This window comes from Nonomuraea sp. NPDC048892 (assembly GCF_040649735.1).
GTDB classification, from domain to species: Bacteria; Actinomycetota; Actinomycetes; order Streptosporangiales; family Streptosporangiaceae; genus Nonomuraea; species Nonomuraea maheshkhaliensis.
Window position 1 is genome coordinate 88,445 of sequence record NZ_JBEZFZ010000006.1, and the last position, 22,722, is coordinate 111,166.

The 22,722-nt window shown below is 72.5% G+C and carries 16 protein-coding genes; 6 read left to right on the forward strand and 10 right to left on the reverse strand.

Annotation, left to right across the window (positions count from 1 at the left end):
* The first annotated feature begins 6 nt into the window (after positions 1 to 6).
* Both AB0C28_RS21395 and AB0C28_RS21400 read left to right on the forward strand, forming a co-directional pair.
* The gene (locus AB0C28_RS21395; protein ID WP_358076611.1) at positions 7 to 1,704 is read left to right on the forward strand and encodes an ABC transporter permease subunit; all 1,698 of its coding nucleotides are present in this window, start codon (positions 7 to 9) and stop codon (positions 1,702 to 1,704) included.
* A gap of 43 nt (positions 1,705 to 1,747) precedes the next feature.
* On the forward strand, positions 1,748 to 4,021 hold the full coding sequence (locus tag AB0C28_RS21400) for a tetratricopeptide repeat protein (protein ID WP_358076614.1): 2,274 nt from the start codon (positions 1,748 to 1,750) through the stop codon (positions 4,019 to 4,021).
* 35 nt (positions 4,022 to 4,056) lie between these two features.
* Here the strand turns inward: AB0C28_RS21400 and AB0C28_RS21405 are convergent, their stop codons facing one another.
* The gene (locus tag AB0C28_RS21405) at positions 4,057 to 4,752 is read right to left on the reverse strand and encodes a zf-HC2 domain-containing protein (RefSeq protein WP_358076617.1); all 696 of its coding nucleotides are present in this window, start codon (positions 4,750 to 4,752) and stop codon (positions 4,057 to 4,059) included.
* Positions 4,753 to 4,786: 34 nt separating this feature from the next.
* A complete protein-coding gene (locus AB0C28_RS21410) occupies positions 4,787 to 5,284 on the reverse strand; it encodes a sigma-70 family RNA polymerase sigma factor (protein ID WP_346103364.1) in 498 nt (165 codons plus the stop codon).
* Positions 5,285 to 5,485: 201 nt separating this feature from the next.
* On the opposite strand from AB0C28_RS21410, the gene AB0C28_RS21415 reads away from it, so the two are divergent.
* Positions 5,486 to 9,673, forward strand: a complete 4,188-nt coding sequence (locus AB0C28_RS21415; RefSeq protein ID WP_358076620.1) for an FtsK/SpoIIIE domain-containing protein — start codon at positions 5,486 to 5,488, stop codon at positions 9,671 to 9,673.
* 10 nt (positions 9,674 to 9,683) lie between these two features.
* Here AB0C28_RS21415 and AB0C28_RS21420 read toward each other — a convergent pair whose 3' ends face one another.
* Genes AB0C28_RS21420 through AB0C28_RS21450 form a run of 7 tightly spaced genes read right to left on the reverse strand, consistent with a single transcriptional unit; the run spans position 9,684 to position 16,971 of the window.
* Positions 9,684 to 9,944 carry a hypothetical protein gene (locus AB0C28_RS21420; protein WP_357845704.1) on the reverse strand — a complete coding sequence of 87 codons (261 nt, stop codon included), beginning with the start codon at positions 9,942 to 9,944 and terminating at the stop codon, positions 9,684 to 9,686.
* Complete coding sequence (locus AB0C28_RS21425) at positions 9,934 to 14,355, reverse strand: DUF6531 domain-containing protein (RefSeq protein WP_358076623.1); 4,422 nt, start codon at positions 14,353 to 14,355, stop codon at positions 9,934 to 9,936. The genes AB0C28_RS21420 and AB0C28_RS21425 overlap by 11 nt, the downstream gene beginning before the upstream one ends.
* Before the next feature lie 4 nt (positions 14,356 to 14,359).
* A complete protein-coding gene (locus AB0C28_RS21430) occupies positions 14,360 to 14,662 on the reverse strand; it encodes a WXG100 family type VII secretion target (RefSeq protein ID WP_346115457.1) in 303 nt (100 codons plus the stop codon).
* A gap of 6 nt (positions 14,663 to 14,668) precedes the next feature.
* Positions 14,669 to 15,265 carry a hypothetical protein gene (locus AB0C28_RS21435; protein ID WP_357845711.1) on the reverse strand — a complete coding sequence of 199 codons (597 nt, stop codon included), beginning with the start codon at positions 15,263 to 15,265 and terminating at the stop codon, positions 14,669 to 14,671.
* Complete coding sequence (locus AB0C28_RS21440; protein WP_358076626.1) at positions 15,265 to 15,408, reverse strand: hypothetical protein; 144 nt, start codon at positions 15,406 to 15,408, stop codon at positions 15,265 to 15,267. The genes AB0C28_RS21435 and AB0C28_RS21440 overlap by 1 nt, the downstream gene beginning before the upstream one ends.
* The gene (locus AB0C28_RS21445) at positions 15,408 to 15,701 is read right to left on the reverse strand and encodes a hypothetical protein (protein ID WP_346115460.1); all 294 of its coding nucleotides are present in this window, start codon (positions 15,699 to 15,701) and stop codon (positions 15,408 to 15,410) included. The genes AB0C28_RS21440 and AB0C28_RS21445 overlap by 1 nt, the downstream gene beginning before the upstream one ends.
* Positions 15,694 to 16,971: a hypothetical protein gene (locus tag AB0C28_RS21450; protein WP_358076629.1), complete on the reverse strand. Its 1,278-nt coding sequence runs from the start codon at positions 16,969 to 16,971 to the stop codon at positions 15,694 to 15,696. Before AB0C28_RS21450 ends, AB0C28_RS21445 begins: the two co-directional genes overlap by 8 nt.
* 273 nt (positions 16,972 to 17,244) lie before the next feature.
* Between AB0C28_RS21450 and AB0C28_RS21455 the strand changes: the two genes are divergently transcribed.
* The 3 genes from AB0C28_RS21455 (at position 17,245) to AB0C28_RS21465 (ending at position 21,077) form a co-directional block, all read left to right on the forward strand.
* Positions 17,245 to 17,853, forward strand: a complete 609-nt coding sequence (locus AB0C28_RS21455) for a hypothetical protein (RefSeq protein ID WP_358076632.1) — start codon at positions 17,245 to 17,247, stop codon at positions 17,851 to 17,853.
* 214 nt (positions 17,854 to 18,067) lie between these two features.
* Positions 18,068 to 19,567 (forward strand): M28 family peptidase, encoded by a 1,500-nt coding sequence (locus AB0C28_RS21460; RefSeq protein WP_358076634.1) that lies wholly within the window; start codon positions 18,068 to 18,070, stop codon positions 19,565 to 19,567.
* A 109-nt stretch (positions 19,568 to 19,676) separates the two neighbouring features.
* On the forward strand, positions 19,677 to 21,077 hold the full coding sequence (locus AB0C28_RS21465; RefSeq protein ID WP_358076637.1) for a M28 family metallopeptidase: 1,401 nt from the start codon (positions 19,677 to 19,679) through the stop codon (positions 21,075 to 21,077).
* 84 nt (positions 21,078 to 21,161) lie between these two features.
* On the opposite strand, the gene AB0C28_RS21470 is transcribed toward AB0C28_RS21465, so the two are convergent.
* The gene (locus tag AB0C28_RS21470) at positions 21,162 to 22,676 is read right to left on the reverse strand and encodes a M28 family metallopeptidase (RefSeq protein WP_357845727.1); all 1,515 of its coding nucleotides are present in this window, start codon (positions 22,674 to 22,676) and stop codon (positions 21,162 to 21,164) included.
* Positions 22,677 to 22,722: the final 46 nt, after the last annotated feature.

The window sequence follows — 22,722 nt, forward strand, 5'->3', positions numbered from 1 at the left end:
TGCGCGATGAGTGAGCGGAACGCGTTCCTGTTCGAGGTGGCGCCGCATCACGACGCCGGGGTGCCGGCCGTCGGGCACCGGCTCAGCCGCCGGCACGCCTTCCTCTACCTGCTGCTGGCGGTGCTGCTGTCTGCGGGCGTCATCCTGGCCCCACTGCTGGTGACCGTGGGCATCAGCCTCTCGGGGCCGGGCGCGTGGTCCGGCGTGCTGAGCGACGTCCACGCCTGGCAGGCGCTCGGCAACACGCTGCTGTGGTGGGTGCTGGTCCTGGTCGTCTGCGCCGTGGGGCTGGGCCTGGCCTGGCTGGCCAGGAACGCGGGCCCGCTGCCCGGCCGGGTGCTGCGCGTCGTCCTGGTCCTGCCGGCCGTGGTCTCCCCGCTCACCACGGGGGCGATCTTCCGGCTGCTGTTCGACACCAATCACCACCGGGGGCTGTTCGCCGCCCTGCTGGGCTCCGACACGCCCTTCCTCGGCCCCGGCTGGATCTGGCTGGTGCTCGGGCTGGCGTTCGTCTGGCAATGGGCCGGGATCGCGTTCCTGGTCTTCCACGAGGCCCTGGCGCGGCTGCCGGCCGGGCTGCTGCGGATGGCCAGGGCGTTCGGCGTGCGCCGGCGGCGCAGGATCTGGTCCGTGGTGCTGCCCGCGCTCGCCGGGCCGGCCGCGCTGGCGTACGTGTTCGCGCTGGTGGCCGCGGCCCGCGTGTTCGACCTGGTGCTGATGGGCGCGCCCGGGTCGATGCAGGCGCTGGTCGAGGGCGGCGGGCTGTTCTGGTGGCGGCACAACGACGACCTGGGCGACGCGGGGGCGGCGGCGCTCGCGGTGCTGATGTCGCTGCTGGTGGCGGGCGCTGCCTCGCTGGCGCTGCTCGGGCTGCGGGGGCGGGTGAGCTGGTCCGAGCCTGCGCCGCCCGCGCCCCCTCCGGCGCGCGGGCGGCGCCTGTGGCCGCTGTGCGCGGTGGTGTCGGCGCTGTGGCTGCTGCCGTTCGTGGCGCTGCTGCTCACGTCCCTGCGCGAGCCTGAGGTCGCCGCCCGGTCGGGGTGGTGGAGCGGCGGTCCCTGGACGCTCGCCTCGTACGCCGACGCCTTCGCCGACGACGGGTTCACCGCCGCGCTGGGCACCACGTTCCTGCGCGCCTTCGCGGTCGTGTGCGTGGTGCTGCTGGCGGCGGTGCCGGCCGCGTACGTGCTGGCCCACGAGCATCTGCTGCCGCGCCGCGCCTGGCGGCCCGTCCTGCTGGTCTCGGTGGCCCTGGCCGCGCTGCCCCCGCAGGCGTTCGCCGTGCCGCTGCAGCGCTGGCTGAGCCCGATCGGCACCGCGCCCGCGCTGGCCATCGTGCACGCGGCGCTGGTGATCCCGCTGGCGGTGCTGGTCCTGCACAACGCGTTCGTCCAGGTGCCCGCCCCCATGCTGGCCCGCGACCGCTGGGAGCTGTTCCACGTCGTACGCGAGGCGCGGCCCGCCGTCGTGCTGGCCGGGGTGCTGGCGTTCGTCCTGGTCTGGAACGACGCGGTCGTCGGGCTGCTGCTGAACTGGCCGTCGGGCGATCACCTGCCGCTGATCCTGCTGGAGCAGGCCCGCCACTTCATGAGCGCCGCGAGCCCGCTGGCGGCGCAGGCGGTGATCGCGACCGCGGTGCCGGTGATCGTGGTGGCCGTCACCGCCCGCCGCCTGTACCGGGGGCTGACGCGAGGAGTGCGGCGATGACGGGTTCGTACGACCGCCGGCCGGGCTGCCGGGAGGTGCGGCGATGACGGACATCTCGCGGAAGGACCGGCTGGGCTTCCGGCTGTCGCGGCTGCACCGGCGGGCCACGGCCCACCTGCCCGAGCTCGGTCTGGGCGGCCTGGTGACGGCGGGCGGCACCTTCCTGCTGCTCCAGGAGGAGCTGATCAAGCAGCTCGCGGGCGACCTGCCGACCTGGCTGCTGGCGATCCTCGCCCTGCCCTTCCCGATCGCGGCCGGCTGGATCACCCACCTCGTACGCCGCCGCCGCGAACGCCCCGCCCGCCCCGCCCTGGCCCCCATGCCCTTCCCCGACCGGCCGGAGGGCCTGGTGGGCCGGGACGGCGAGCTCCAGCAGATCAAGGACCTGGCCCTGGAACGCGGCCTGGTCGTGGTGCAGGGCGCGATGGGCTCGGGCACCTCCTCGGTGGCGATCAGGGCCATGTGGGACCTGGCCGGCGAGGCCCGCAAGCAGCGCTACGCCGACCTGCGCGGCCCCGACAGGAACCATCCGGAGACGCCGCTGAGCGTCGCCCAGCGGGTGCTGCGCACGCTCAACCGGCCGCCAGGGGCCATCCAGGAGCCCCAGGACGCCACCGCGCAGGTGATCGAGGCGCTCACCGGCACCGGCTGCGTGCTACTGCTCGACAACGTCAGCACGTGGAGCCAGGTCGACTGGCTGCCGACCAGAGTGCCAGGCGCGCACATCGTGGTGGCGGGCACGCTCTCCGACGAGCTGCCGCAGCACGCGGAGCCGATCCAGCTCGGCCCCCTCGCCCCCGAGGCCGGGCGGGCGCTGCTGGCCCGCCACATCGGCGACGACCGCGTGACCCGGGATCCGAAGGCGCTCGCGCTGCTGGTGGACGCCTGCCTGGGCAGCCCGCTGGAGATCGTCAGGGTCGGCCGCTGGCTGGCGGGCAACCCCAACGTGCCGCTGCAGTCGCTGGTGGACGACCTGCGGAACCTGTCCATCGACAAGACGCTCGACTTCGTGCTCAACCTGAGCATCAAGCAGTTGCGGCCCACGGCCAAGCAGCTGTTCATCCTGCTGGCCGGGCTGCCGATCGCCGAGGTCGACCATCAGGCCGCCGCCGCGCTGCTCGGGGTGCCCTCCGCCGAAGACGCGATCACCGAGCTGGCGGACTTCGGGCTGGTGGAGAACGTACGGATGACCCGCGTCAGGGTGACCGGCGCGTTCAGGGACAGCGGCGCGTCCGGGACGCCACGGGAGAACGCCGCCTGGCGCCGCCTGGTCGAGCACTTCGCCGAGCAGGCCGCCGCCTACGCCGCCCGGCTGCCCGCCGACGACGCCAGGACCTGGTTCGCGATGGAGGACCGGGTGCTGCTCCAGGTCCTGGCCGGCGCCGTGCCAGGACGCCAGACCGGCCGCGCGCTCGGGCGCATCGCGGACGGCCTGGAAGCCTGGTTCCGGCTCGAACAGCGGCACGAGGACCGCCTGCGGGCGGCGGCCGCGCTGTCCGCCGCCGCGAAGGCGCTCGGGGACGAGCGCGTGCAGGCCACGGCCGAGCTGCGCCAGTGCGCGATCCAGCTCACCTGGGGAGATCCGCGCAAGGCCCGCCAGCACTTCAACCAGGCGGCCGAGCTGCGCGTGAGGGTGGAGTCGTGGCCGGCCGAGCTGCACCTGGAGCACGCCGCGCTGCTGCTGGCGGGGGGCGACGAGTTCACCGCCGTGGAGTCGGCACTCGTACGGTACGGTCAGGCGCTGTCCGGCGGCGACGTCACCGGGCACGCGATCAGGATGACCAACGTCGCGGCCCTCCTCATGCGCAAGGGCCAGACGTTCGACCACGACGGCAGGGGCGCGGAGGCACGCAGCCTGTACGCCGACGCCAGGGCCGTGCTGTTCCGCGCCCTCGACCTGGCCAGGCGGGCCGGCGACCCCGGCGCGCAGGCGCACGCCCACGAACTGCTCGCGCTCACCCACCACTACCTGGGCCAGTCCTTCGACGCCCGCTCCCACCTGGAGCAGGCCGAAGAGCTCTACAAGGAGACGGCGGACGAGACCGGCAGGGCCCGCTGCCTGGTGCAGCGGGCCGGGGTGCTGCTGGAGGACCCCGGGCACGCGGCCGAGTCCGTGGTGGCGCTGCTGGAGGAGGCCGAGCCGAGGCTGCCCCCGTTCGGGGTCAGCACCGCGCTGGCCCACCTGCACCTGGGCAGGCTGCGTGGCGACCGGGCGGCCGAGCACCAGGACGCCGGCCTGGCCGCCCTGTCACCGTGGGACGGGATCGCCGAGCCCAAGCAGATCAGCGAGCTACGCGCCCTGCTCCAGGCGTTGTGAGCTCGCGCCCTCCCCCAACACTCGTCCGGACCGGATCACACGGCGACGGAAGCCAGGATCCGGCCGTCGAAGGTCTGGACCGTGAAGTGGTTGAGCTCGGACTGGGGCAGGCTGGTGCCGCCGTGCAGCAGCAGCGGATCCTCGGCCCCCGGCACGCCGTACCCCTTCTCCGGCACGCCCCAGCTCGCCACCACCTCGGAGCGGCCGTCGTCGCCGACCGCCAGCAGCCGGCACTGCAGCGGCCCCTTGACGCCCTTGAGCTCCAGCGCGACATGGGTTCCCCACCCCTTGTCCTCCACGCCGACGAGCCCCGAGACCCCGGTGGAGGGATCGTTCAGTGTGTAGGTGCGGCCGGTCATGAGCAGGGCTCTGGCCGGGCTGTGGATGCTGTCGGGATTGGGCCCGCTGGTGAAGGAGCTGATGCCGAGGAAGACCCCGGCCGCGACGACGAGGCAGGCGGCGGCGCTCATGAACCCCCGGTGGAAGCGGCGGCGCCTGCGCTCGGTGGCCGCACGGCGTACCAGCAGCGACTCGACCTGCTGGTCCGGCGGATGCGGCAGCAGATCGTCGGGGTGCACCCCCTTGATCAGCTCTCCCATCGCCGCGAACGACCCCACTTCGGCGGCGCAGATCGGGCACATGCCGAGATGGCGCTCGAAATCGGCCCGCTCGTCGTCGGTGAGCAGGCCGAGCGCGTACGCGGCCACGTCCTCGTGGTGTACCTCCGTCATGGCGTCACCCCCCTGTTACTGTGACGCTGTCCGATCACGGCAACGTCACCCCCCTTTCCTCAAGCGCGACGCGCAACGCGCGCATCGCGTAGTACACGCGGGACTTCACCGTGCCCACGGGCACGCCGATCGTCTCCGCCGCCTCCTGGACGCTGCGGTCCAGCAGGAACGTCTCTGTGAGCACCTGACGGTGGGCCGGGGACAACGACATCATCGCGTCGGTCACGACGATCTCCCTGAGCAGCCGCTCGTCCTCTGCCGCCACGGGCTGGACGCGGTCCGAGATGTCCTCGACCGTGTCGAGGGGGCGCGAGCCGGAGCGGCGGCGGTTGTCGATGACGACGCGGCGGGCGACGGTGGCCAGCCAGGGCATCAACGAGCCGGAGTCCGTACGGAGATCGTGGATGTTGCGCCAGGCGCGGACGAGGGTCTCCTGGACGACGTCCTCGGCCCAGCGCCGATCGCCGCCCGTCAGCCTGATGGCGAAGGCCATCAAGGGGGCGCCGTATTCGCGATAGAGGGCTCGGACCATGGCCTCGTCGGTTACGCGGTGATTCACGTGGGGGCGTGCTCCCTCGCGCGGCGGATATCATGAAATATCGCGCTCGCTCCGCTGATATTGAGAATTGACACTCTAGCCTCGGCCGAGCCTCCGGGTCAGGTAGTTTGCCCGTCTCGCCACCTCACTGGAAATATCCGTTAAATCGTGCTTCAGTCCCCTGGAGAGGGGATCATGATCATTCGGTTGACGATCCGCGATCCAGCGGCCTCCACCTCCGCCGACGTCGAGGTGACGGCGGAGCCCGAGACCACGGTCGGCTCCCTGCTGCGGGCGCTGCCGTTCCCCGTCAAGGGCCGCCCGTGCTACGTCGGCAGCGGCAAGCTCGACCCCGACGCCACCGTCGCGGACAGCCCGCTGGTGCCGGGCGTCACGATCAGCGTCGGCGAGCCCGAGCGGGTGCCGCCCTGGCGTCCGCTCGCCGCGGCGGGAGCCGTCCGCGTGTTCGCCGGGCCCGACGCCGGCCAGGTGGTCTGGCTGAGCCCCGGCAGCCACGTGATCGGCCGCGAGTGGACCGACATCAGCCTGCCGCGCGACCACGAGGTCTCCCGGCGGCACGCCCGGCTGGACGTGTCGTGGACCGGCGAGGCCACGGTCGTCGATCTCGGCTCACGCAGCGGCACGCTGGTGGACGAGCTCCCCGTGCGCGGCCCGGTCGTGTTACGGCCCGACGGGGTGCTCCAGGTGGGCGACGACCGGCTGCGCTGGGCGCCGCTGCCGTCCGCCCGGCTGCGGACCACCTCCAGCAGGGACGGGCACATCGACTTCGACCGGGCCTTCTCCCCCGCCCCCGCCGTTCCCGGCGCCCGCCTCACCCTGCCCAGGAACGAGACGCCGCCGCGCAATATAGCCGTGGCGCTCCTTTCTTCACTTCTTCCGCTGCCCATTGCGGTCGCGATGGCCATCCTGTTGAAAAGTCCATATTTTCTGCTTTTCGGAATTCTGACGCCGATCACGTTCTTCGCCACCCAGTGGGTCGAAGGACGGCAGCGCAGGAAGAAAGAACGCGAGTTCGACCAGCGCAAACACGAGACCGTCGAGCGGATGCGGCAGCACGTGGTGCACGAGCAGTGGCTGCGGCACGTCGTGGCGCCCGACGAGGTCGACCTGACGTTCGCCGCCACCCACGAGGGTCCCGGGCTGTGGCCGCGCAACGCCGACTCCCCCGACGGCCTGACACTGCGCGTCGGGGTGGCCGACGAGCCGGCCACGATCGCGTTCGACGGCGAGCCGTGGCCCGGCTTCGCCGAGCCTGCGCTGCGCGGGGTGCCCGTCACCGTGGACCTGCGCGAGATCGGCGTGCTGGGCGTGATCGGCCCGCCGGAGCCGGTGGACGCGCTGCTGCGCTGGCTGCTGATCCAGCTCGGCACGCTGCGCGCGCCCGACGAACTGCGTCTCGTCCTCATCACCGCGTCGGGAGGCGAGCACCTGGCCTGGGCGCGCTGGCTGCCGCACCTGAACGTGGACGCCCCCGTCCCCTGCCTGATCGGCAACACGCCGGAGACCAGGACGGAGCGGATCGAGGAGCTGAAGGACCTGGTCACCGAGCGGCTCAAGGTCAGGGACCACCGCTTCTCCGAGGACGTGGTCGTGGTGCTCGACGGAGCCCGCGCGTTACGCGACATCCCCGGCATGAAGGAGGTGCTCAGGGAGGGCCCCTCGGTCGGCGTGTACGTGATCTGCGCCGACCAGCGCAGCCTGAACGAGTGCCGCGGCGTCTGCGAGCTGGACGGCGCCGGCATGCTGCTCACCAGGGGCCGCCAGGGCCTGCCGGTGTCCGTGCAGCCGGAGAGCCTCGGGGAGCAGGCCGCGGAACGCATCGCCCGCGCGGTCGCCCCCATGCGCGACCGGCTCACGCTGGCCAGGGCCGAGAGCGTCATCCCCGCCTCCGTACGCCTGCTGGACGCCCTGGGCCTGCCCGTTCCCGCTGCGGAGGCCGTACTGGCGCGCTGGGCCGCCGATCCGGGGCCCACCACAAGGGTGTGCATCGGGGCCGACGGCTCCGGGCCCGTGACCGTGGACCTGGCCGCCGACGGGCCGCACACGATGCTCGGCGGGGCGACGGGCGCGGGCAAGAGCATCCTGCTGCAGACGCTGGTCACCTCGCTGCTGCTGGCCAACCGGCCGGACGAGCTGAACCTGGTGCTGGTCGACTTCAAGGGCGGCAGCGCGTTCCTGCCGTTCGAGCACTGCCCGCACGTGGTCGGGCTGATCCGCTCGACCGGCGACACGGCGGCCGACGTCTTCGACGAGAGCGCCGCGCGGCGGGTGCTGGCCTCCGTACGCGCGGAGGTGCGCCGCCGCGAGGCGATCCTGGCCAGGTACGGCGGGGAGATCGACGCCTACTGGAACGCGGGCGGCCGGCTGCCCCGGCTGGTCATGGTGTTCGACGAGTTCGCCCGGGTGCTGGAGACCTCGCCCGACTTCCTGCGCGAGCTGGTGAACGTGGCCGCCAAGGGGCGCTCGCTCGGCATGCACCTGGTGCTGGCCACGCAGTCGTTGCAGGGCAAGCTCTCGCCCGAGCTGAAGAACAACATCTCGCTGCGCATCACGCTGCGGCAGAACGAGCCCTCCGACAGCACCGAGGTGCTCGGCGTGCCCGACGCGGCCACGATCCCGTCGCGGCTGCGCGGCCGGGGCATGATCATGCGGGTGGGCGGCGAGCAGCGCACGCCGCAGCTGTTCCAGACCGGCTACCTGGGCGACCCGCCGCCCACCGGCGCGGCCCCCGCCACCGCGCGGCTCGCCCCCTGGCCGGCGCTCGGGCTGCCGCGGCCCTCGTCGGCCGGTGCGCCTCGGGCCGGCCGCAGCGATCAGGACCTGGCCATCGCCGCGGTGCTCGCCGCCGCTCAGGAGTTGCACACCGAGCCGCCGTTCCGCCCGCTGCTGCCGCCGCTGCCCGCCTCGCTTCCGCTCAGCGAGGTCGAGGGGGCGGGCGGGGTGCCGTACGGGCTGGCGGACGACCCCGCGAACCAGGCGCAGCCCGCGATGGCGCTGGACCTGCGCGGGAACGAGCGGCTCATGGTGGCGGGCGGGCCGCAGTCGGGGCGCACCACGTTCTGCCGGACGCTGATCTCCAGCCTGGCCGCCCGCACCTCGCCCGCGCAGGTCTGGCTGTACGTGGTCGAGCACCGGCCGGGCGGGCTGGTCGCGTACGCGGACCTGCCGCACTGCGGGGCCGTCGCGGGGGCGGGCGAGCCCGACCGGATCAGGCGCATAGTGACGTGGCTGGCGGGCGAGGTGGAGCGGCGGCGGCTGGCACAGGCGTCGCCGGGGGAGCCGGCCGCGCCGGTCATCGTGTTCGTGATCGACGGGTGGGAGTGCTTCGAGGACCGTGGCAATCCCGACTTCTTCGAGACGCCGCTGCTGGCCACGCTGCGCTCGATCGTGGCCGGCGGGCCGCCGGTGGGCGTGCACACGGTGGCCGCAGGCGGGCACGACATGTTGCGGGGCAAGACGCCCGATTTGTTCTCGCGGCGGCTGTTCCTGCCGTTCGCGCGGGAGGAGACGCGGCGGTCGTACCTGTCGTCGGGGATGGTGTCACCGCCCGTCCTGCCGGGGCGGGCGATCGAGGCGGCCTCGGGGCTGCACGTCCAGGTGTGCCTGCCGCCGGAACGCGTCCCGTCGCCGCCCGGCCGGCCCCGGCACGGCCGCGAGTTTTTGTCTTCGGTCAAGACGTTCCCGCCGCTGCCGGCGCACGTCCCGCTGGACCGGCTGCCCGGCGCGGCCGTCGGGATCGGTGGGCCCGACGTCGTGCCCGTCGAGCTGGACCTGTTCGACCTCGGCCCGCACCTGGTGCTGGTCTCCGGGCCTCCCGGCTCGGGGCGCAGCAACGCGGCGCTGGTCCTGGCGACGAGGCTGCTGCGGGCCGGAGTGCACGTCCTGGCCGTCGCGCCGCCCAGGTCGCCGCTGGCCCACGCCCTCCCCGGCGCCAGAACTCTGGCCGGCACCTCCTTCACCGACGCCGACCTGCGCGAGGCGGCCGAGTCGTTCGCCGGCGAGCGGTACGCGGTCGTCGTGGACGACTTCGACCAGCTCACCGTCACGCCGCGCGAGCAGGGCTTCGACACCCTGCCCACCCTCCTCCAGGACATCCTCGCCCCGGCCGAACTGGGCCGGCGCGCGCTCGTCCTGGCCGGTGACGCGACCCCGCTCCTGGAGGGGCACCGGCGCTCGCTGTCCGGGGAGGTCACGGAGATGCTCAGATCAGGCACCCGCTGCCTGCTGACCCCGACGAACCGGGTGAACGCGCGGGAACACGGCGTGAACCTGGAACCCGACCAGTTCTTCGCGGGGCCTGTGGGGCGGGGGTACCTGGGGACCGCCAGGAAGGTGGAGCTGGTTCAGCTGGCGGTGCTCTGAGCCGCGGTCCTCAGAGCTGCTGGGCGTGGACGAGCTGGTCCTCCACGCGCCAGCCGGCGGGCCGCTCCGACTCCTGGAACCACGGGTAGCCCTTGGCCGCCCACGCCTGCCTGGCCCGCAGCACACCCGCCGGTGTCGCGTCCTGATAGCCGAACTCCGTGCCGCAGCAGGCGCAGATCTCCCACGTGGGCGACCTGCCGTCATCGCCCCATGGCGGGCTGGATTGCAGAAGGCCGCAGACCCGGCAGTAGGGGTCGCCGTCATTGGGCATTGAAGTAGTCCAGGTTCGTCGGATGGCCGTGTACCTGTGGGTCGGGGATGAAGTACGTCCGTGGAGCACCCTGCGCGTTCAGCACCCCGAACTGATCGGTCTGGGGATTGTAACGAACGACGTCGCCGTTCGGCCGCTGCCTCGTGAGAGTCCCAGGACCGCTGCCGGTCAAAAAGTCCGTCGCCTCCTCCACGTATTCCTTCGCGTTGTTCAGGTGCGGGAACTCGGCCCCGTGACTGCGCCAGTGGCCGTAGGCGTTCTCGACCGAGGTCCTGCTGCTGGTCGAGCTCCAGATCCCGTACGGGCTCAGGCCCAGGGGGTCGATCCAGGTGTGGGGGTTGGGGACGTAGGCGTGGGGGTCCCAGCCGCCCCTCAGGCCGATCGGGTCCGAGGTGGCGTAACGGGCCGAGTCCGGGTCGTAGTGGCGCAGATAGTTGTAGTACAGGCCCGACTCCGCGTCCTCGTACTGGCCGGGGAAGCGCAAAGGGCAGTCGGGGCCGGTGGTGAGCGCGCCCGGGGAGGCGCCCCAGAGGGTGCGGCGGGTGCGCCAGGCCACCTCGCCCCCGGCGTCCACCAGCTCGGACGGCGTCCCGGCCAGGTCGGTGGCGATGGCGTAGAAACGTTCGTCCACCTGGTCCTGGGAACGTTCGGTCTGGGTCAGGGGGCGAAAGGTGCCGGGGGCCCAGTCCCAGGCCGTCACCCGGTCGTCGGCCGACTGCTCGGCCAGGGTGAGGCCGTCCCAGACGAAGTCCGTGCGCTGGGAGCCGTCGGTGCGTTCCTTGGCGATGCGGCGGCCGAGCGGGTCGTAGAGGTAGCGCCATCGGGCCCCGTCCGGGGTGGTGACGTGGGTCAGCCGGTCGTCGGCGTCCCAGGTGTAGTGCCAGGTGCGGGGTTTGGCGGACAGGCCCTTGCGCCGGCGCACGACCGTGCGGCCCTGGCGGTCGTACTCGTAGTGGGTGCGGCCCGCCTGGCGGATCATGGTGCCGGTGTAGGCGCGCGGCCCCTGGCCGTCCCCCTGCGCGGGCCAGGCGGCGTCGGTGATCCGACCGGCGGAGTCGTAGGCGTAGCTCTCCGACCAGCCGGCGCCGTGGACGGCGGTGACGCGGCCCACCGGGTCGAGGTCGAAGCGGCGGCGGCCGGACAGCAGGTCGTCGATCTCCGTCAGCTGCCCGTCCCTGCGGTAGCCGTACGTGCGCCGCTGGACCACGCGCCGGCCCGGCCCCCTGGTGAGGGTCTGGGACTGCAGGTGGGAGTCGTCGTCCCACTCGTGCGTCAGGGAGACGCCGGCGCCGAAGGTGCGCGACAGCTCGCGTCCGGCCGGGTCGTGGTCGAAGTGGAGGGTCTGGCCGCTCGTCTCCAGGCTCTGGGGAAGGCCGCGGGCGTCGTAGGTCCAGATGGTCTCGGTGCCGGACGGCGTGCGGCGCAGCACCCTGCGGCCGAGGGCGTCGTAGGCGGAGGTCAGGGTGCGGCCGTTGCAGGTCTCGGCGATGACGCGGCCGTGGGCGTCGCGGGTGACGGTCAGGTCGGCGTCGGGGTTCGCGGCGTGGGTGAGACGGCCGAGCGCGTCGTAGTCGTACGTGGTGAGCCGGTCGCCCGCGCGCCGGCCGATGAGCCGGTCGAGGACGTCGTAGACGTAGCTGGTCGACTGGCCCTCGCCGTTGATCCGCTCGGTGAGGTTGCCGGCCGGGTTGCGCACGTAGGTGAGGACCCGCCCGTCGAAGTCGCGTTCCTCGACCAGGTTGCCCGCGAGGTCGTAGGTGTAGGTCCAGGTCAGGCCGTGCGGGCCGGTGACCTGGGTGAGGCGCAGCTCGGTGTCCCAGGTGAACTCGATCCGCGCCCCGTCGGGGGTGGTGCGGGCGGTGGGCACGTCGAAGGGGCCGATCTCGAAGCGGGTGATCTCGCCCATGGCGTCCACGTGCTCGACGAGGTTGTTCTCCGCGTCGTACGACCATCGCTCGACGGCGCCGCCCGGGGTGGTGCGGGTGGCCGGTTTGCCCTCGACCGTCCAGGTGTGGCGGGTGGTGTGGCCGAGCGGGTCGGTGACGGCGCTGACGCGGCCGAACGGGTCGCGTACGCAGGTCGTGGTGGCTCCCGCCGGGTCGGTGATCGCGACGGGCAGCCCGGCGGGGTCGTTGTCGACGGTGTGAGTGTGGCCGAGCGCGTCGGTGATCGCCGTCAGGTGGCCGTGCTCGTCGTAGGCGTAGCTGGCGGACGGGTCGGCGACGAGGTTGCCGCGCTCGTCGTGGCGCAGGGTGGTCGTGCTGCCGTCGTAGTCGGTGATGGTCGCCGGCAGGTGCAGGGCGTCGCGCTCGCAGGTGCGCCGCGCGCCGTCGGGCCTGGTGACCGAGATCAGCGCGCCCGCGTCGTCGTAGGCGTAGCGGGTGGTACGGCCCAGCGGATCGGTACGCGCGAGCAGCCGGTCCCGTTCGTCCCAGAGGTAGCGGGTGGTGTGGCCGAGCGGGTCGGTCTCGCTGGTGACCTGCAGCAGCTCGTTGTACCGGTAGACGGTGAGCCGGCCGAGGGAGTCGCAGGCCCTGGTGACGCCGTCGCCGTACGACAGCTCGGTGTTGAAGACGCCCGCCGAGCCGGTGCCGTAGACGCAGCGGCCCTCCAGGTCGTAGGTGTAGGCGTACCAGGCGCCGATGCGGTCGCGCCAGCGGGTCAGCCGGCCGTCGTCGTCGTAGGTGAAGCGCAGCGGCAGGCCGGAGGAGTTGGTCACCTCGGTCAGGTCGCCGGCCTCGTCGTACGCGTACGACAGCAGCGTCTGCCCCGCCCCGCGCAGGCGGATCTCGACGATGCGACCCTGATGGGTCTCGATGTCGAGGTGGTAGCCGCCGGAGTGGACGACCTCGGCGGGCAGTCCGTCGGTGTAGCGGACGTCGATCCTGGCGCCGTTGCGGTCGGTGATCGCCGCGATCGGCAGCACGCCGGGCTCGGTGGTCTCGGCGAAGTGGGTGGTGCGGCCGGTGAGCGGGTCGGTGACGGCGTACCCGGTGTCGGTCTCGCGCAGGACCAGGACGGGCCCGCTGCCGGGGCGGGACTCGCCGTCGAGCTCCGGATGGGGGAAGGTGAGCAGCGCGCCGGTCTCGGTGGCCAGGTAGAGGCCGTCGGCGTCCACCTCCAGGCGCTGGTCCAGGGTGGAGGCCCAGGACCGGCCGAACCAGCGGCCGGTGCGGCAGCCGGACAGATGGGTGCGTTCGAGGCGGAGCGGAAGCGTGCCGGGCAGCTCGACGTCGGTCTGCGGGAGCAGCACGACCCCGGTCGGGAAGTGCACGGGGTCCTGGCTGAAGAACTGGCGGCCGCGCTGCCACGAGGTGGTCGCGGCCGTCGTGGCGCGGGCGCCGCCCGCGTCCAGCGCCGATCGCAGCGACGCGCCCGGCTGGCCGGCCCGTGCGCCCAGTACCGCGCCGGGGACGCCTCGGCCCAGCGCGCCGGTGCCGATCACGACACCCCCTCCGGCGCGTACGGAGCCCGCCGCGCCGCGCAGGCCGGTCACCGCCTTGGCGCCCTTGGCCACCAGCGCCAGGCCCCGCCCCACCGGCAGGACGCCCAGCGCGGCCATGCCCACCTGACCCAGCGACCCCCTGCCCTGCCGGTACTTGTTGAGCGCGTCCCCCAGCACCACCGCGCTCGCGGCCAGCGCCACCCCGGCCAGGATCGCCCCTGCTAATCCACCGGTGCCGATGACCAGCACCACCAGCCCGGCCACCATCGCCACGGTGCCCGCGAACGCCACGAAGTCGTCCCAGGACCTGAACGGCGCGGAGATCGTGTCCCAGGCCTGCTGCAGCCAGGACCTGTCCTTGATGCCGCTGCCTTCGAGCGCCTGCTCGATCTCCCTCGTCGCCCGGTTCTCGGCGTCCCCGCGCAGGCGGGCGGCCTCGTCGGCGATGCGGCGGGCGCGCGAGCGGTCGGCGTCGGCAGCGCGGGCCCGCTGCACCGCCGGCCGCACCGCCGCCTGCACCGTGGCGTCCGCGGCGCCGACGGCCGACTCGACCTCGGGCAGACTACGTACGGCCGCTGCGGCGGGCAGATGGGCCTGCACCTCCCTGAGCGCCCCCTGGTAGGCGGCGTCGGCGGTCTGACCCTGGCGCAGCGCGGCCCCGGCCTGCGTCTTGGCCTGTTCCAGGCTGCCCGCGTACGTCATCAGCGCCTCGCCCGCGCCCCGATACGCCTTGCCCAGCTTGGCCAGCTCGCCCGGCAGCTCGGCCAGCGCCTCGGCGTACTTGGCCGCGTAGTCGCCGCGCATCTTCAGCGCGGAGCCGTCACCTGAGACGACGCCCAGTTTGCCCCCGTTGTCCTCGGCCAGCCGCGCTTCCTTGAGCAGCCGGTCGGCGAGACCTCGCACCTGCCCCGGGTCCCCCGGCGCGGGGTCGCCGGCCAGCCCGAGCACTTCCCATCCGCCCGGCACGTCGTCACGCTCCCGCGCCGCCGCTGAGCGAGGCGTCCAGCTCGCGGTGCTTGGCGATGGCGGTCTTGAGGAACTGGCTCATGCCCTCCAGGCCCTGCATGACCTGCCGGGCGCCGGTGTTCCACTGCTCGTAGTCCTGCTGGAACTTGCCCGAGGCCCGCTCCGTGACGAAGTCGCTGCCGACGAGCTGGTCGATCATCGCCTTGAGCTGGGTCAGGCGGGTCTCGATGTCCTCCTTCTCCTTGGCCAGCCGGGTCGCGCTGTTCTCCACCTGCGGGAAGCTCAGGTGATGGGTGCCTGCGGCCATGACGGTTCACTCTCCTTCTGGGTCCGACCAGGCCAGGGTGGCGCTGATCGCGTCGAACAGGTCGAGCATGGGCTCGGCCAGGCTCAGGTGCGGGCTGGCGATCACCAGGTCCAACACGCCATGGCCGCCGGGCACGGGGACGAGGGTCTGCATGACCGCCGACTCGATCTCGCCGGACTCGACGCCGGTCACGCGTACGGCGCGGCCCGCGGGGAGCTCGACGATCTCGACGTCGCGCCAGACGGGCGTGCCCGGCGTGGGCGGGATCGCGACGATGCCCGAGGCGATCTCCTCGACGGTGTTGCCCCTCGGGTCCGCCCGCCCCTGGGTGTGCAGGACCATGAGCGTGGCCAGCACCGTGCCCACGTCCTCCACGTGGTCGGTCATCGCCGCGCCGAACACCGCGCCGTGCCTGGCCGCCACGTCGGCGACCTCGCGCAACACCTTCAGCAGCACCGGCCGGTGCGGGGCCAGCACGGGCTCGGCCGCGACGCGGGCGTCCACCAGGCGGGCCAGGTCGCCGGTACGCCCGGCGCGCCAGACGTCGAACTCGTACCAGGATTCGGGCACCCGTACGGTGAACCCGAAGGGCAGGTCGGCCATCAGCCGTCTCCTAACTGGGCCTTGACGGGGACGGAGCGGGTCGTGGTCGCCGGTGAGGTGTGGTCGGTCAGCGCGAACAGCAGCGACGCGACGATCGTGGCGGCCAGCACGCCCGTGAGCACGCCGAGAGCGAAGGTCCTCATCACGCCCCTCCTGAGCCGGTGGTGAGCGAGTCGGCCAGCGAGCCGTCCAGGGTGCCCGTGCCTTCGACGAGGGCGTCGAGCAGGCCGGCCGCGCGTTCGAGGAGCGCGTTCATCCGCTCCCGGTTGTCGGACGACTCCGCGAAGAATCTCCGCACGGCCTCGTCCACCTTCTCCGAGCCGGTCCGCGCGTCGAGCGCGCCGGCGTTCCCGCCGTCCAGTGCCGCGCGAATGGCTTTGAGATCGCGGGCCACGTTCGCGGCCTCGCGGCGGTCGGCGCTGAATTCCTCAGCCATTCGGCGTCTCCCCCTCGATGGCCTCGAACAGGCGCCAATCCCGATAAACGGTTTCGACGTCCCTCGTGCCGTCGGCCCGGCTTTCCATGTGCAGTTTCAGGCTGACCGGCAGCCCTTTCGCGTCCACCCGCAGCGTGAATTCGACCGGTCCTTCCGCGCTCGTTCCCGCGTACGCGGCCAGGCTTTCCTCGCCCCTGATCCGGTGGGCCAGGGCCGAGCCGGTGATCGTGCGCCCGCCGGCCTCCGGCGTGCTGGTCACGTTCGACTCGGCCGCGTCGATCAGGGCCTGGATCGAGTGCGGCGAGCTGAGGTCGCGGACGGACGGGGCGCGGCTCTGGTCGCACGGCTCCAGCGGCGGCCGGACGGCGTCGAAGGGCACGCCGGCCGCGACCCCGCTCCTGCCCACCAGGGACACGCGGGTGGTGCGTGGAGCGTTCCCACAGGTCAGCTTCATGTCGTAGGCCGTGGCCGCGTTCGCGTCGAAGCTCAGCCGGCCGTCGGCGACGACCGTCTCGCCGTAACGCGGCACCTCGGTCCGCTGCTCGAACGTGGCCGTACGGCGGCCGACGGCGGCGGCGATGTCGTTCGCGGCCGGGCTCGCGAGCGGCGCGGCCGCCCGGCTGGAAACCAGGACGACCGTCCCGGCCGCCACGGCCACGGCCAGCACTCCCACGGCCAGCCCGGCGAGGTAGGCGGGCCGGCGCCAGAGCGGCGCGGGTGCGGGGTCGGCCGCCGGGGGCTCCGGCTCGTACGGCCTGGTCCGCCGCTCGGCCTCGAGCAGCAGCTCGTGCACGGTGACCCCGCGCGGATGGCTGGAGTGGCCGAGCAGGATGCGCACCAAGTCGACGGAGGTCGGGCGGGCGACCGCGTCGGGACGGCGGCACTCGTCGATCACCGCGCGCAAGGCCGGGAGCAGCCGGTCCAGATCGGGCTCCGCGCCGCGGCCGGCCACGTGCCCCGTCGCCGCGAACACGACCACGTCGGCCCAGTCCTTGACGTCCTGCGCGGGGAACTCGCTGTCACGCGGCCCCGCCGCGAACGACGCCTGCCCGCCCGCCCCGATCACCACGTTGCCCGGGTGCAGCCGCAGCCCGGCGATCCCGCCCAGGTGCAGCCTGGCCAAGGTGGTGGCGGTGCCGAGCGCGAGCAGGTAGAGCGATTCTCCCTGGTACGGCCCCGCCGCCCTGACGACGTCGGCGAGCGATTCGCCCCTTCCCAGGTAATCGCGTGGCCGAAGGGCCAGGCCGTCGCTCCATCCCTGAAATTCCATCGCCGTCCCCGTTGAGCATCCGGTCAGCGCAGCGGGCCCACCGGCATTTCGCTGTGACGCAGTTCAGATGCGTCAATTCCGGCCACCGGCGGTCCCGTTTTCCGAAAGGTTGTACGCCGTCGGCCGGAGCACGGTTCAAGCGAATTCCGGAAAATCTCTCCCAGGTGCCGCGATGGGTATCGATCCTTCCGCCGGCACTCGCCGGGACTTGACCTTGACGCGACGTCAACGTTTCTCATCGGAGGGGAGACCTTCGCCGAGAAGAGGAACGTCATGCTCAAAGCCGCGCTGCGGATCATCGGATTCGAGCTCAAGGGCCTGGCCGCCATCGGACGGTGGATCGTGCGCCGCCGGCACGGGGTGCCTGCGGGCGCGACCGTGGTGACGTACAGCAAGGAGCAGACGTTCATGATGACGCTGATGACGTTCGCGATGGCGGTCGAGACCGTGGTGCTCGATCTGCTGCTGGTCTCGCTCGGCGTGCCCGCCTGGCTACGGTACGCGGTGCTGGTCGCCGACGTGTACGGGCTGCTCTTCGTGGCCATGCTGGTGGCGGCCTGCGTCACCCGGCCCCACGTGCTGACCGCCGGGGAGCTGCGGATCCGGTACGGCGCCTACTTCGACGTACGCGTGCCGCGTGAGCTGATCGCCTCCGTACGGAGTGGGCGGGCGTACGGGGCGGGGCACATGGTGACCGTCGAAGGCGGGAGGGTCAGCGTGGCCGTCTCCTCGCAGACGAACGTGACGGTCGAGCTGACCGAGCCGATCACCGTGGTCCGCCCGCTCGGCCGCCGGGCCGAGGTCACCTCGATCCGCTTCTTCGCCGACTCCCCAGAGCCGCTCCTGGCCGCCCTGCGCGCCGAGCTGCCCGCGCGGTCGTAGCGCCCCGAGCCACCCGCCCCGAGCCACCCGCCCCGAGTCACCCGCGCCCCGGCCCCGGCGAACGCGAGGGGCCGCCCCGAGCTGCCCCCGGCCCTAGGCGAACCCCATTTGCGGCGTTACCTTCCATAGAGCACCATCTCGGGATCTTCCACCCTCGACCTCGGATGGAGGCGCCGCCATGCTCTTATCTAGGCACCTGACCTGGAAAAACGGCATGAGATCACCCCTCGTCGCGGCGATCGCAGCACTCACCCTCACCCTGGCCGCCCTCATGGCGCCCGCGCCCGCCTCGGCGGCCGCGGCGCCGGACCTCTCGCTGGCCAACGTCAAGGCTCACCTGTCCCAGCTCCAGTCCATCGCCGGCGCCAACGGCGGCAACCGGGCCCACGGCCGGCCCGGCTACCTGGCCTCGGCGAACTACGTGAAGTCCCAGCTCGACGCCGCCGGCTTCAGCACCGTCCTGCAGTCCTTCACCTACAACGGCGCCACCGGCTACAACGTCATCGCCGACTGGCCCGGCGGCGACCCGAACGACGTCCTCATGGTCGGCGCCCACCTCGACAGCGTCACCGCCGGCCCCGGCATCAACGACAACGGCTCAGGCAGCGCGGCCATCCTGGAGACCGCGCTCGAAGTGGCCCGCCAGTCGCTCCAGCCGGTCAAGCATCTGCGCTTCGCCTGGTGGGGCGCGGAGGAGCAGGGGCTGCGCGGCTCGCAGTTCTACGTGAACAACCTGCCGGCCGCCGAGCGGGCGCGGATCAAGGGCTATCTGAACTTCGACATGGTCGGCTCCCCCAACGCCGGATACTTCATCTACGACGGCGACAACTCCGACGGAACGGGCTCAGGCCCAGGACCGGCTGGATCGGCGGCCCTGGAGCGTACTCTCCAGGACTACTTCACCTCGATCGGCGTGCCGACCCGCGGCACCGACTTCGACGGGCGCTCCGACTACGGGCCCTTCATCGCGGTGGGCATCCCGGCGGGCGGCACGTTCACCGGCGCGGAGGGCATCAAGAGCTCCGCCCAGGCCGGCCTGTGGGGCGGCACGGCCGGGCAGGCGTTCGACGTCTGCTACCACCGCTCCTGCGACACGACCGCCAACATCAACGACACCGCGCTCGACCGGAACGCGGACGCGATCGCGTACGCGGTGTGGACGATCGGCACCGCCGTGCCGCCGGCCGTCATCTGGCAGGACACGTTCGAGACAGCCACGGGCTGGACGGTCAACCCGACCAGCACCGACACGGCCACCACGGGCGTGTGGGAGCGCGGCGATCCGGCGGCGACCACCTCCAGCGGCGCCAAGCAGCTCGGCACCACGGTCAGCGGCACGAACGACCTGGTCACCGGCGGCATGGCGGGCTCGTCGGCGGGCGACTTCGACATCGACGGCGGCGTCACCTCGATCCAGTCGCCACCGATCACGCTACCGGCAGGCACGCTCAATCTGTCGCTGTCCTGGTATCTGGCGCACGGCTCCAACTCCTCCAGCGCCGACTACTTCCGGGTCCGCGTCGTGGGCGCCACCACGGCCACCGTGCTCAACCAGACCGGCGCCGCCTCCAACCGCAACGGCGCCTGGACCACCGCCACGGCGAGCCTGAGCGCGTTCGCCGGCCAGACGGTCCGCATCGTCATCGACGCGGCCGACGCCTCGGGAGCCTCCTTGGTGGAGGCCGGCGTCGACGACGTCAAGATCACCAACTAGCTCCCCCTCGCGGGCCGGCCCTCGCGCGGGACGCCAGGGCCGGCCCGCCTCACCCTCGTGGAGCCGTGCCATGCCTTCATCCCCTTTGGCATCCCCTTTGGCATCCCCTTTGGCATCCCCCTTAGCCTCCCCCTTTGCCCGAAGAGCGACTGTCAGAAAGGCGGCGCTGCCCGCCCTGGCCGCCGTCCTGCTCGCCGCGGTCCTGACCCCGGCCGCCGAGGCGCGGCCGCTCAGGGATCCGGAGATCGACAAGATGGTCCAGCAGGTGGACGCGCGCAATCTCGGCCGGATCATCACCAAGCTCGCCTCGTTCGGCACCCGGCACACGCTGTCGAGCCAGGACGATCCGGTACGCGGCATCGGCGCCGCCCGGGACTGGATCTACGACGAGTACACCAGGATCGCCGCCACCTCCGGCGGGCGCATGACGGTGCGCAAGCAGTCGTTCGTCCAGCCGGTCTCCCCCCGCGTGCCCACCCCCACGGTGATCACGAACGTCGTCGCGACGCTGCGCGGCACCCAGGACGCGTCGGCGGGCCGCACGTACGTGGTCAGCGGCCACTACGACTCCCGCTGCAGCGACGTCATGAACGTCACCTGCGACGCCCCCGGCGCGAACGACGACGCCTCAGGGGTCGCGGTCGCCATCGAGGCGGCCAGGGTGATGGCCAGGCGCACGTTCGACGCGACCGTCGTCTTCATGGCGGTCGCGGGCGAGGAGCAGGGCCTGTACGGTTCCGCGCACTTCGCCCAGGACGCCAAGCAGAACAACGTCGACATCCAGGGCATGTTCACCAACGACATCGTGGGCAGCGCCGACGGGGAGAACGGGCGGGACGCCAAGGCCGTCCGGGTGTTCTCGGAGGGCGTGCCCACCTCGGAGACCCCGGCTCAGGCCGCCGTCCGCCAGTCGGTCGGGGGCGAGAACGACGGAGTGTCACGGCAGTTGGCCCGCTTCGTGAACGAGACGGCCGGCCAGTATGTGCCGCGCTTCGACGCCCGCCTGTACTACCGCCGCGACCGTTACCTGCGGGGCGGCGACCAGATCCCGTTCCTGCAGCAGGGTTACCCGGCGGTGCGGTTCACGGAGGTGCACGAGGACTACCGGCACCAGCACCAGGACATCCGGGTGGAGGACGGCGTCCAGTACGGTGACCTGCTGCCGTACGTGGAGCCGGACTACGTGGCGCGGGTGACGCAGGTGAACGTGGCCGCGCTGGCGGCGCTGGCGCGGGGTCCCCGCTCGCCGGGCCGGGCGGCGATCGTGACGAGCCGGCTCACGAACGACACGGACCTGCGCTGGGACGCCAACCCCGAGCCCGACATTTCCGGGTATGAGGTGCTCTGGCGGGACACGACCGAGCCGACGTGGACCCACTCCCGCTTCGTCGGGAACGTCACCTCGTACACCGTGGAGGGCCTGTCCAAGGACAACGCGCAGTTCGGCATCCGCGCGGTGGACGAGCAGGGCCACCGCAGCCCGGTCAGCTACCCGTCCCCGGCGAGCTGACCGCCTCTCATGAGCAAGGGCCGGCTCTCATGAGCGAGGGCCGGGCGGGTGCGTCCGCCCGGCCCCGCGTCACTACCTGTGTCTCTAGCGGGTGCCCTCAGCCGACAGGGCCGCCCCACTGTTGGCCACCGTCTTGGCCGCCGTGCGCTTCGGGATGCCCTTCAGGCTGAAGGCGAAGCGCGCCGCCGAGTCGGCGATCGCGTCCGCGTCCACATCCAGGGCCTTGGGATTGACGTTGGCGATCGTGTCGCACGCCTGGTGGTAGCAGGGGTCGTACGCGATCCCCGCCGTCCCGCCGAACAGCGCCGCCTCCTCCGGCGTCTTGATGCCCTCGGCGCCGGTGAAGATGCCGCCCGCCGGGATGCCGACCGCGATGAACGGCCCGTAGTCGGAGCGCCCGTCGAAGTCGGTGCCGATGGTGGGCAGGTGGCGGGAGTCGTAGAAGCGCTCAAGCCGCCGCTCGATCTCGTCGGATCCGGGCGGGCCGGCCGGCGAGCCCTCGGCGTCGGAGTCGTCACCGTCGTACAGCATGTACGCGTAATTGGGCGAACCGACCATGTCGAAGTTCAGGTAGACCTTGATCCGGTCGCGCTGCGCCTGCGACAGGGCCGCGACGTACTGGTCCGACCCCAGCAGGCCGATCTCCTCCGCGGCCCAGAAGCCGAAGCGGACCTTGTTCTTGACCGGGTACTTCGCCATCTCCTCGGCGACCTCCAGGATCGCCGCGCTGCCCGAGCCGTTGTCGTTGATGCCCGGCCCCTCGGGGACGCTGTCGAGGTGGGCGCCGATCATGACCACATCGCGCGGGTCGCCGCCGCGGGACTCGGCGATCACGTTGTCATTGGTGCCGAGCACGAGGTTGGCGTCCACCTTGAGGTGCACGGTCGCGCCCGCGGTGGCGGCCAGCTCCTGGCCGACGGCGAAGTCGGCGTAGACCATCGGGATCCCGCCGCGCCACTCGCCGATGTCCAGCGGGTTGGCCTCCGTACGTCCCGGCTGGCCCTCGTTGAAGACGATGAGCCCGCTCGCGCCCGCCGCGGCCGCGTTCTGCACCTTGTTGACGAACGGGCAGGTGCCGCGCTGGACGAGAGCGACGCGGCCGGCCACGAAGCCGGCGAAGTCGGCGGCCTCGCAGCCGCTGGTCGAGGTGGGCTCAGGCGTCGGCGGCAGGGTCAGGTCCACGCCCTGGACCTGGGCGGTCACGTCGCCCGACGGGGAGGGCTGGAAGGTGAAGAAGTCCTCGTTCGGCACGAACGACTTCGCGCTCGGCGCGGTGACGTCGAGGACCGGCGCGCTGTTCTCCGACCAGCTCTCGACGAAGTTGATCGGCTGCAGCGTCACCTTGTACCCGGCCCGGCGCAGCTTGCCCGCCACATAGTCGACGGAGGCGTCGTAACCGGGCGAGCCGGCGGCGCGGTTGCCGCCGTTGGCCGTGGCGATGGCCTGCAGCGCGTCGAGATGTTTCTTGACGTTGCTGCCCTTGACCTGCTTGACGAGCAGTTTGGCGAACACGTCGTCGAGGCCGCCCGCGTGGACCGGTGTCGCCAGCGCCAGCGGTAAGGAGAGAGCGGCGATCACTACGATGAGCGTTCTTCGCATGGAGGTTCCCCCAGGGTTGGACGGGAATCGCGGCGGCGATTCGCCC

Coding starts and splice junctions, on each gene's coding strand:
- AB0C28_RS21405 (WP_358076617.1), bottom strand. CDS start 4,752: ATGACGGAGGTACACCACGAGGACGTGGCCGCGTACGCGCTCGGCCTG.
- AB0C28_RS21435 (WP_357845711.1), bottom strand. CDS start 15,265: ATGGCCGACCTGCCCTTCGGGTTCACCGTACGGGTGCCCGAATCCTGG.
- AB0C28_RS21415 (WP_358076620.1), top strand. CDS start 5,486: ATGATCATTCGGTTGACGATCCGCGATCCAGCGGCCTCCACCTCCGCC.
- AB0C28_RS21395 (WP_358076611.1), top strand. CDS start 7: ATGAGTGAGCGGAACGCGTTCCTGTTCGAGGTGGCGCCGCATCACGAC.
- AB0C28_RS21455 (WP_358076632.1), top strand. CDS start 17,245: ATGCTCAAAGCCGCGCTGCGGATCATCGGATTCGAGCTCAAGGGCCTG.
- AB0C28_RS21445 (WP_346115460.1), bottom strand. CDS start 15,701: ATGGCTGAGGAATTCAGCGCCGACCGCCGCGAGGCCGCGAACGTGGCC.
- AB0C28_RS21430 (WP_346115457.1), bottom strand. CDS start 14,662: ATGGCCGCAGGCACCCATCACCTGAGCTTCCCGCAGGTGGAGAACAGC.
- AB0C28_RS21470 (WP_357845727.1), bottom strand. CDS start 22,676: ATGCGAAGAACGCTCATCGTAGTGATCGCCGCTCTCTCCTTACCGCTG.
- AB0C28_RS21410 (WP_346103364.1), bottom strand. CDS start 5,284: ATGGTCCGAGCCCTCTATCGCGAATACGGCGCCCCCTTGATGGCCTTC.
- AB0C28_RS21450 (WP_358076629.1), bottom strand. CDS start 16,971: ATGGAATTTCAGGGATGGAGCGACGGCCTGGCCCTTCGGCCACGCGAT.
- AB0C28_RS21460 (WP_358076634.1), top strand. CDS start 18,068: ATGAGATCACCCCTCGTCGCGGCGATCGCAGCACTCACCCTCACCCTG.
- AB0C28_RS21440 (WP_358076626.1), bottom strand. CDS start 15,408: ATGAGGACCTTCGCTCTCGGCGTGCTCACGGGCGTGCTGGCCGCCACG.
- AB0C28_RS21420 (WP_357845704.1), bottom strand. CDS start 9,944: ATGCCCAATGACGGCGACCCCTACTGCCGGGTCTGCGGCCTTCTGCAA.
- AB0C28_RS21400 (WP_358076614.1), top strand. CDS start 1,748: ATGACGGACATCTCGCGGAAGGACCGGCTGGGCTTCCGGCTGTCGCGG.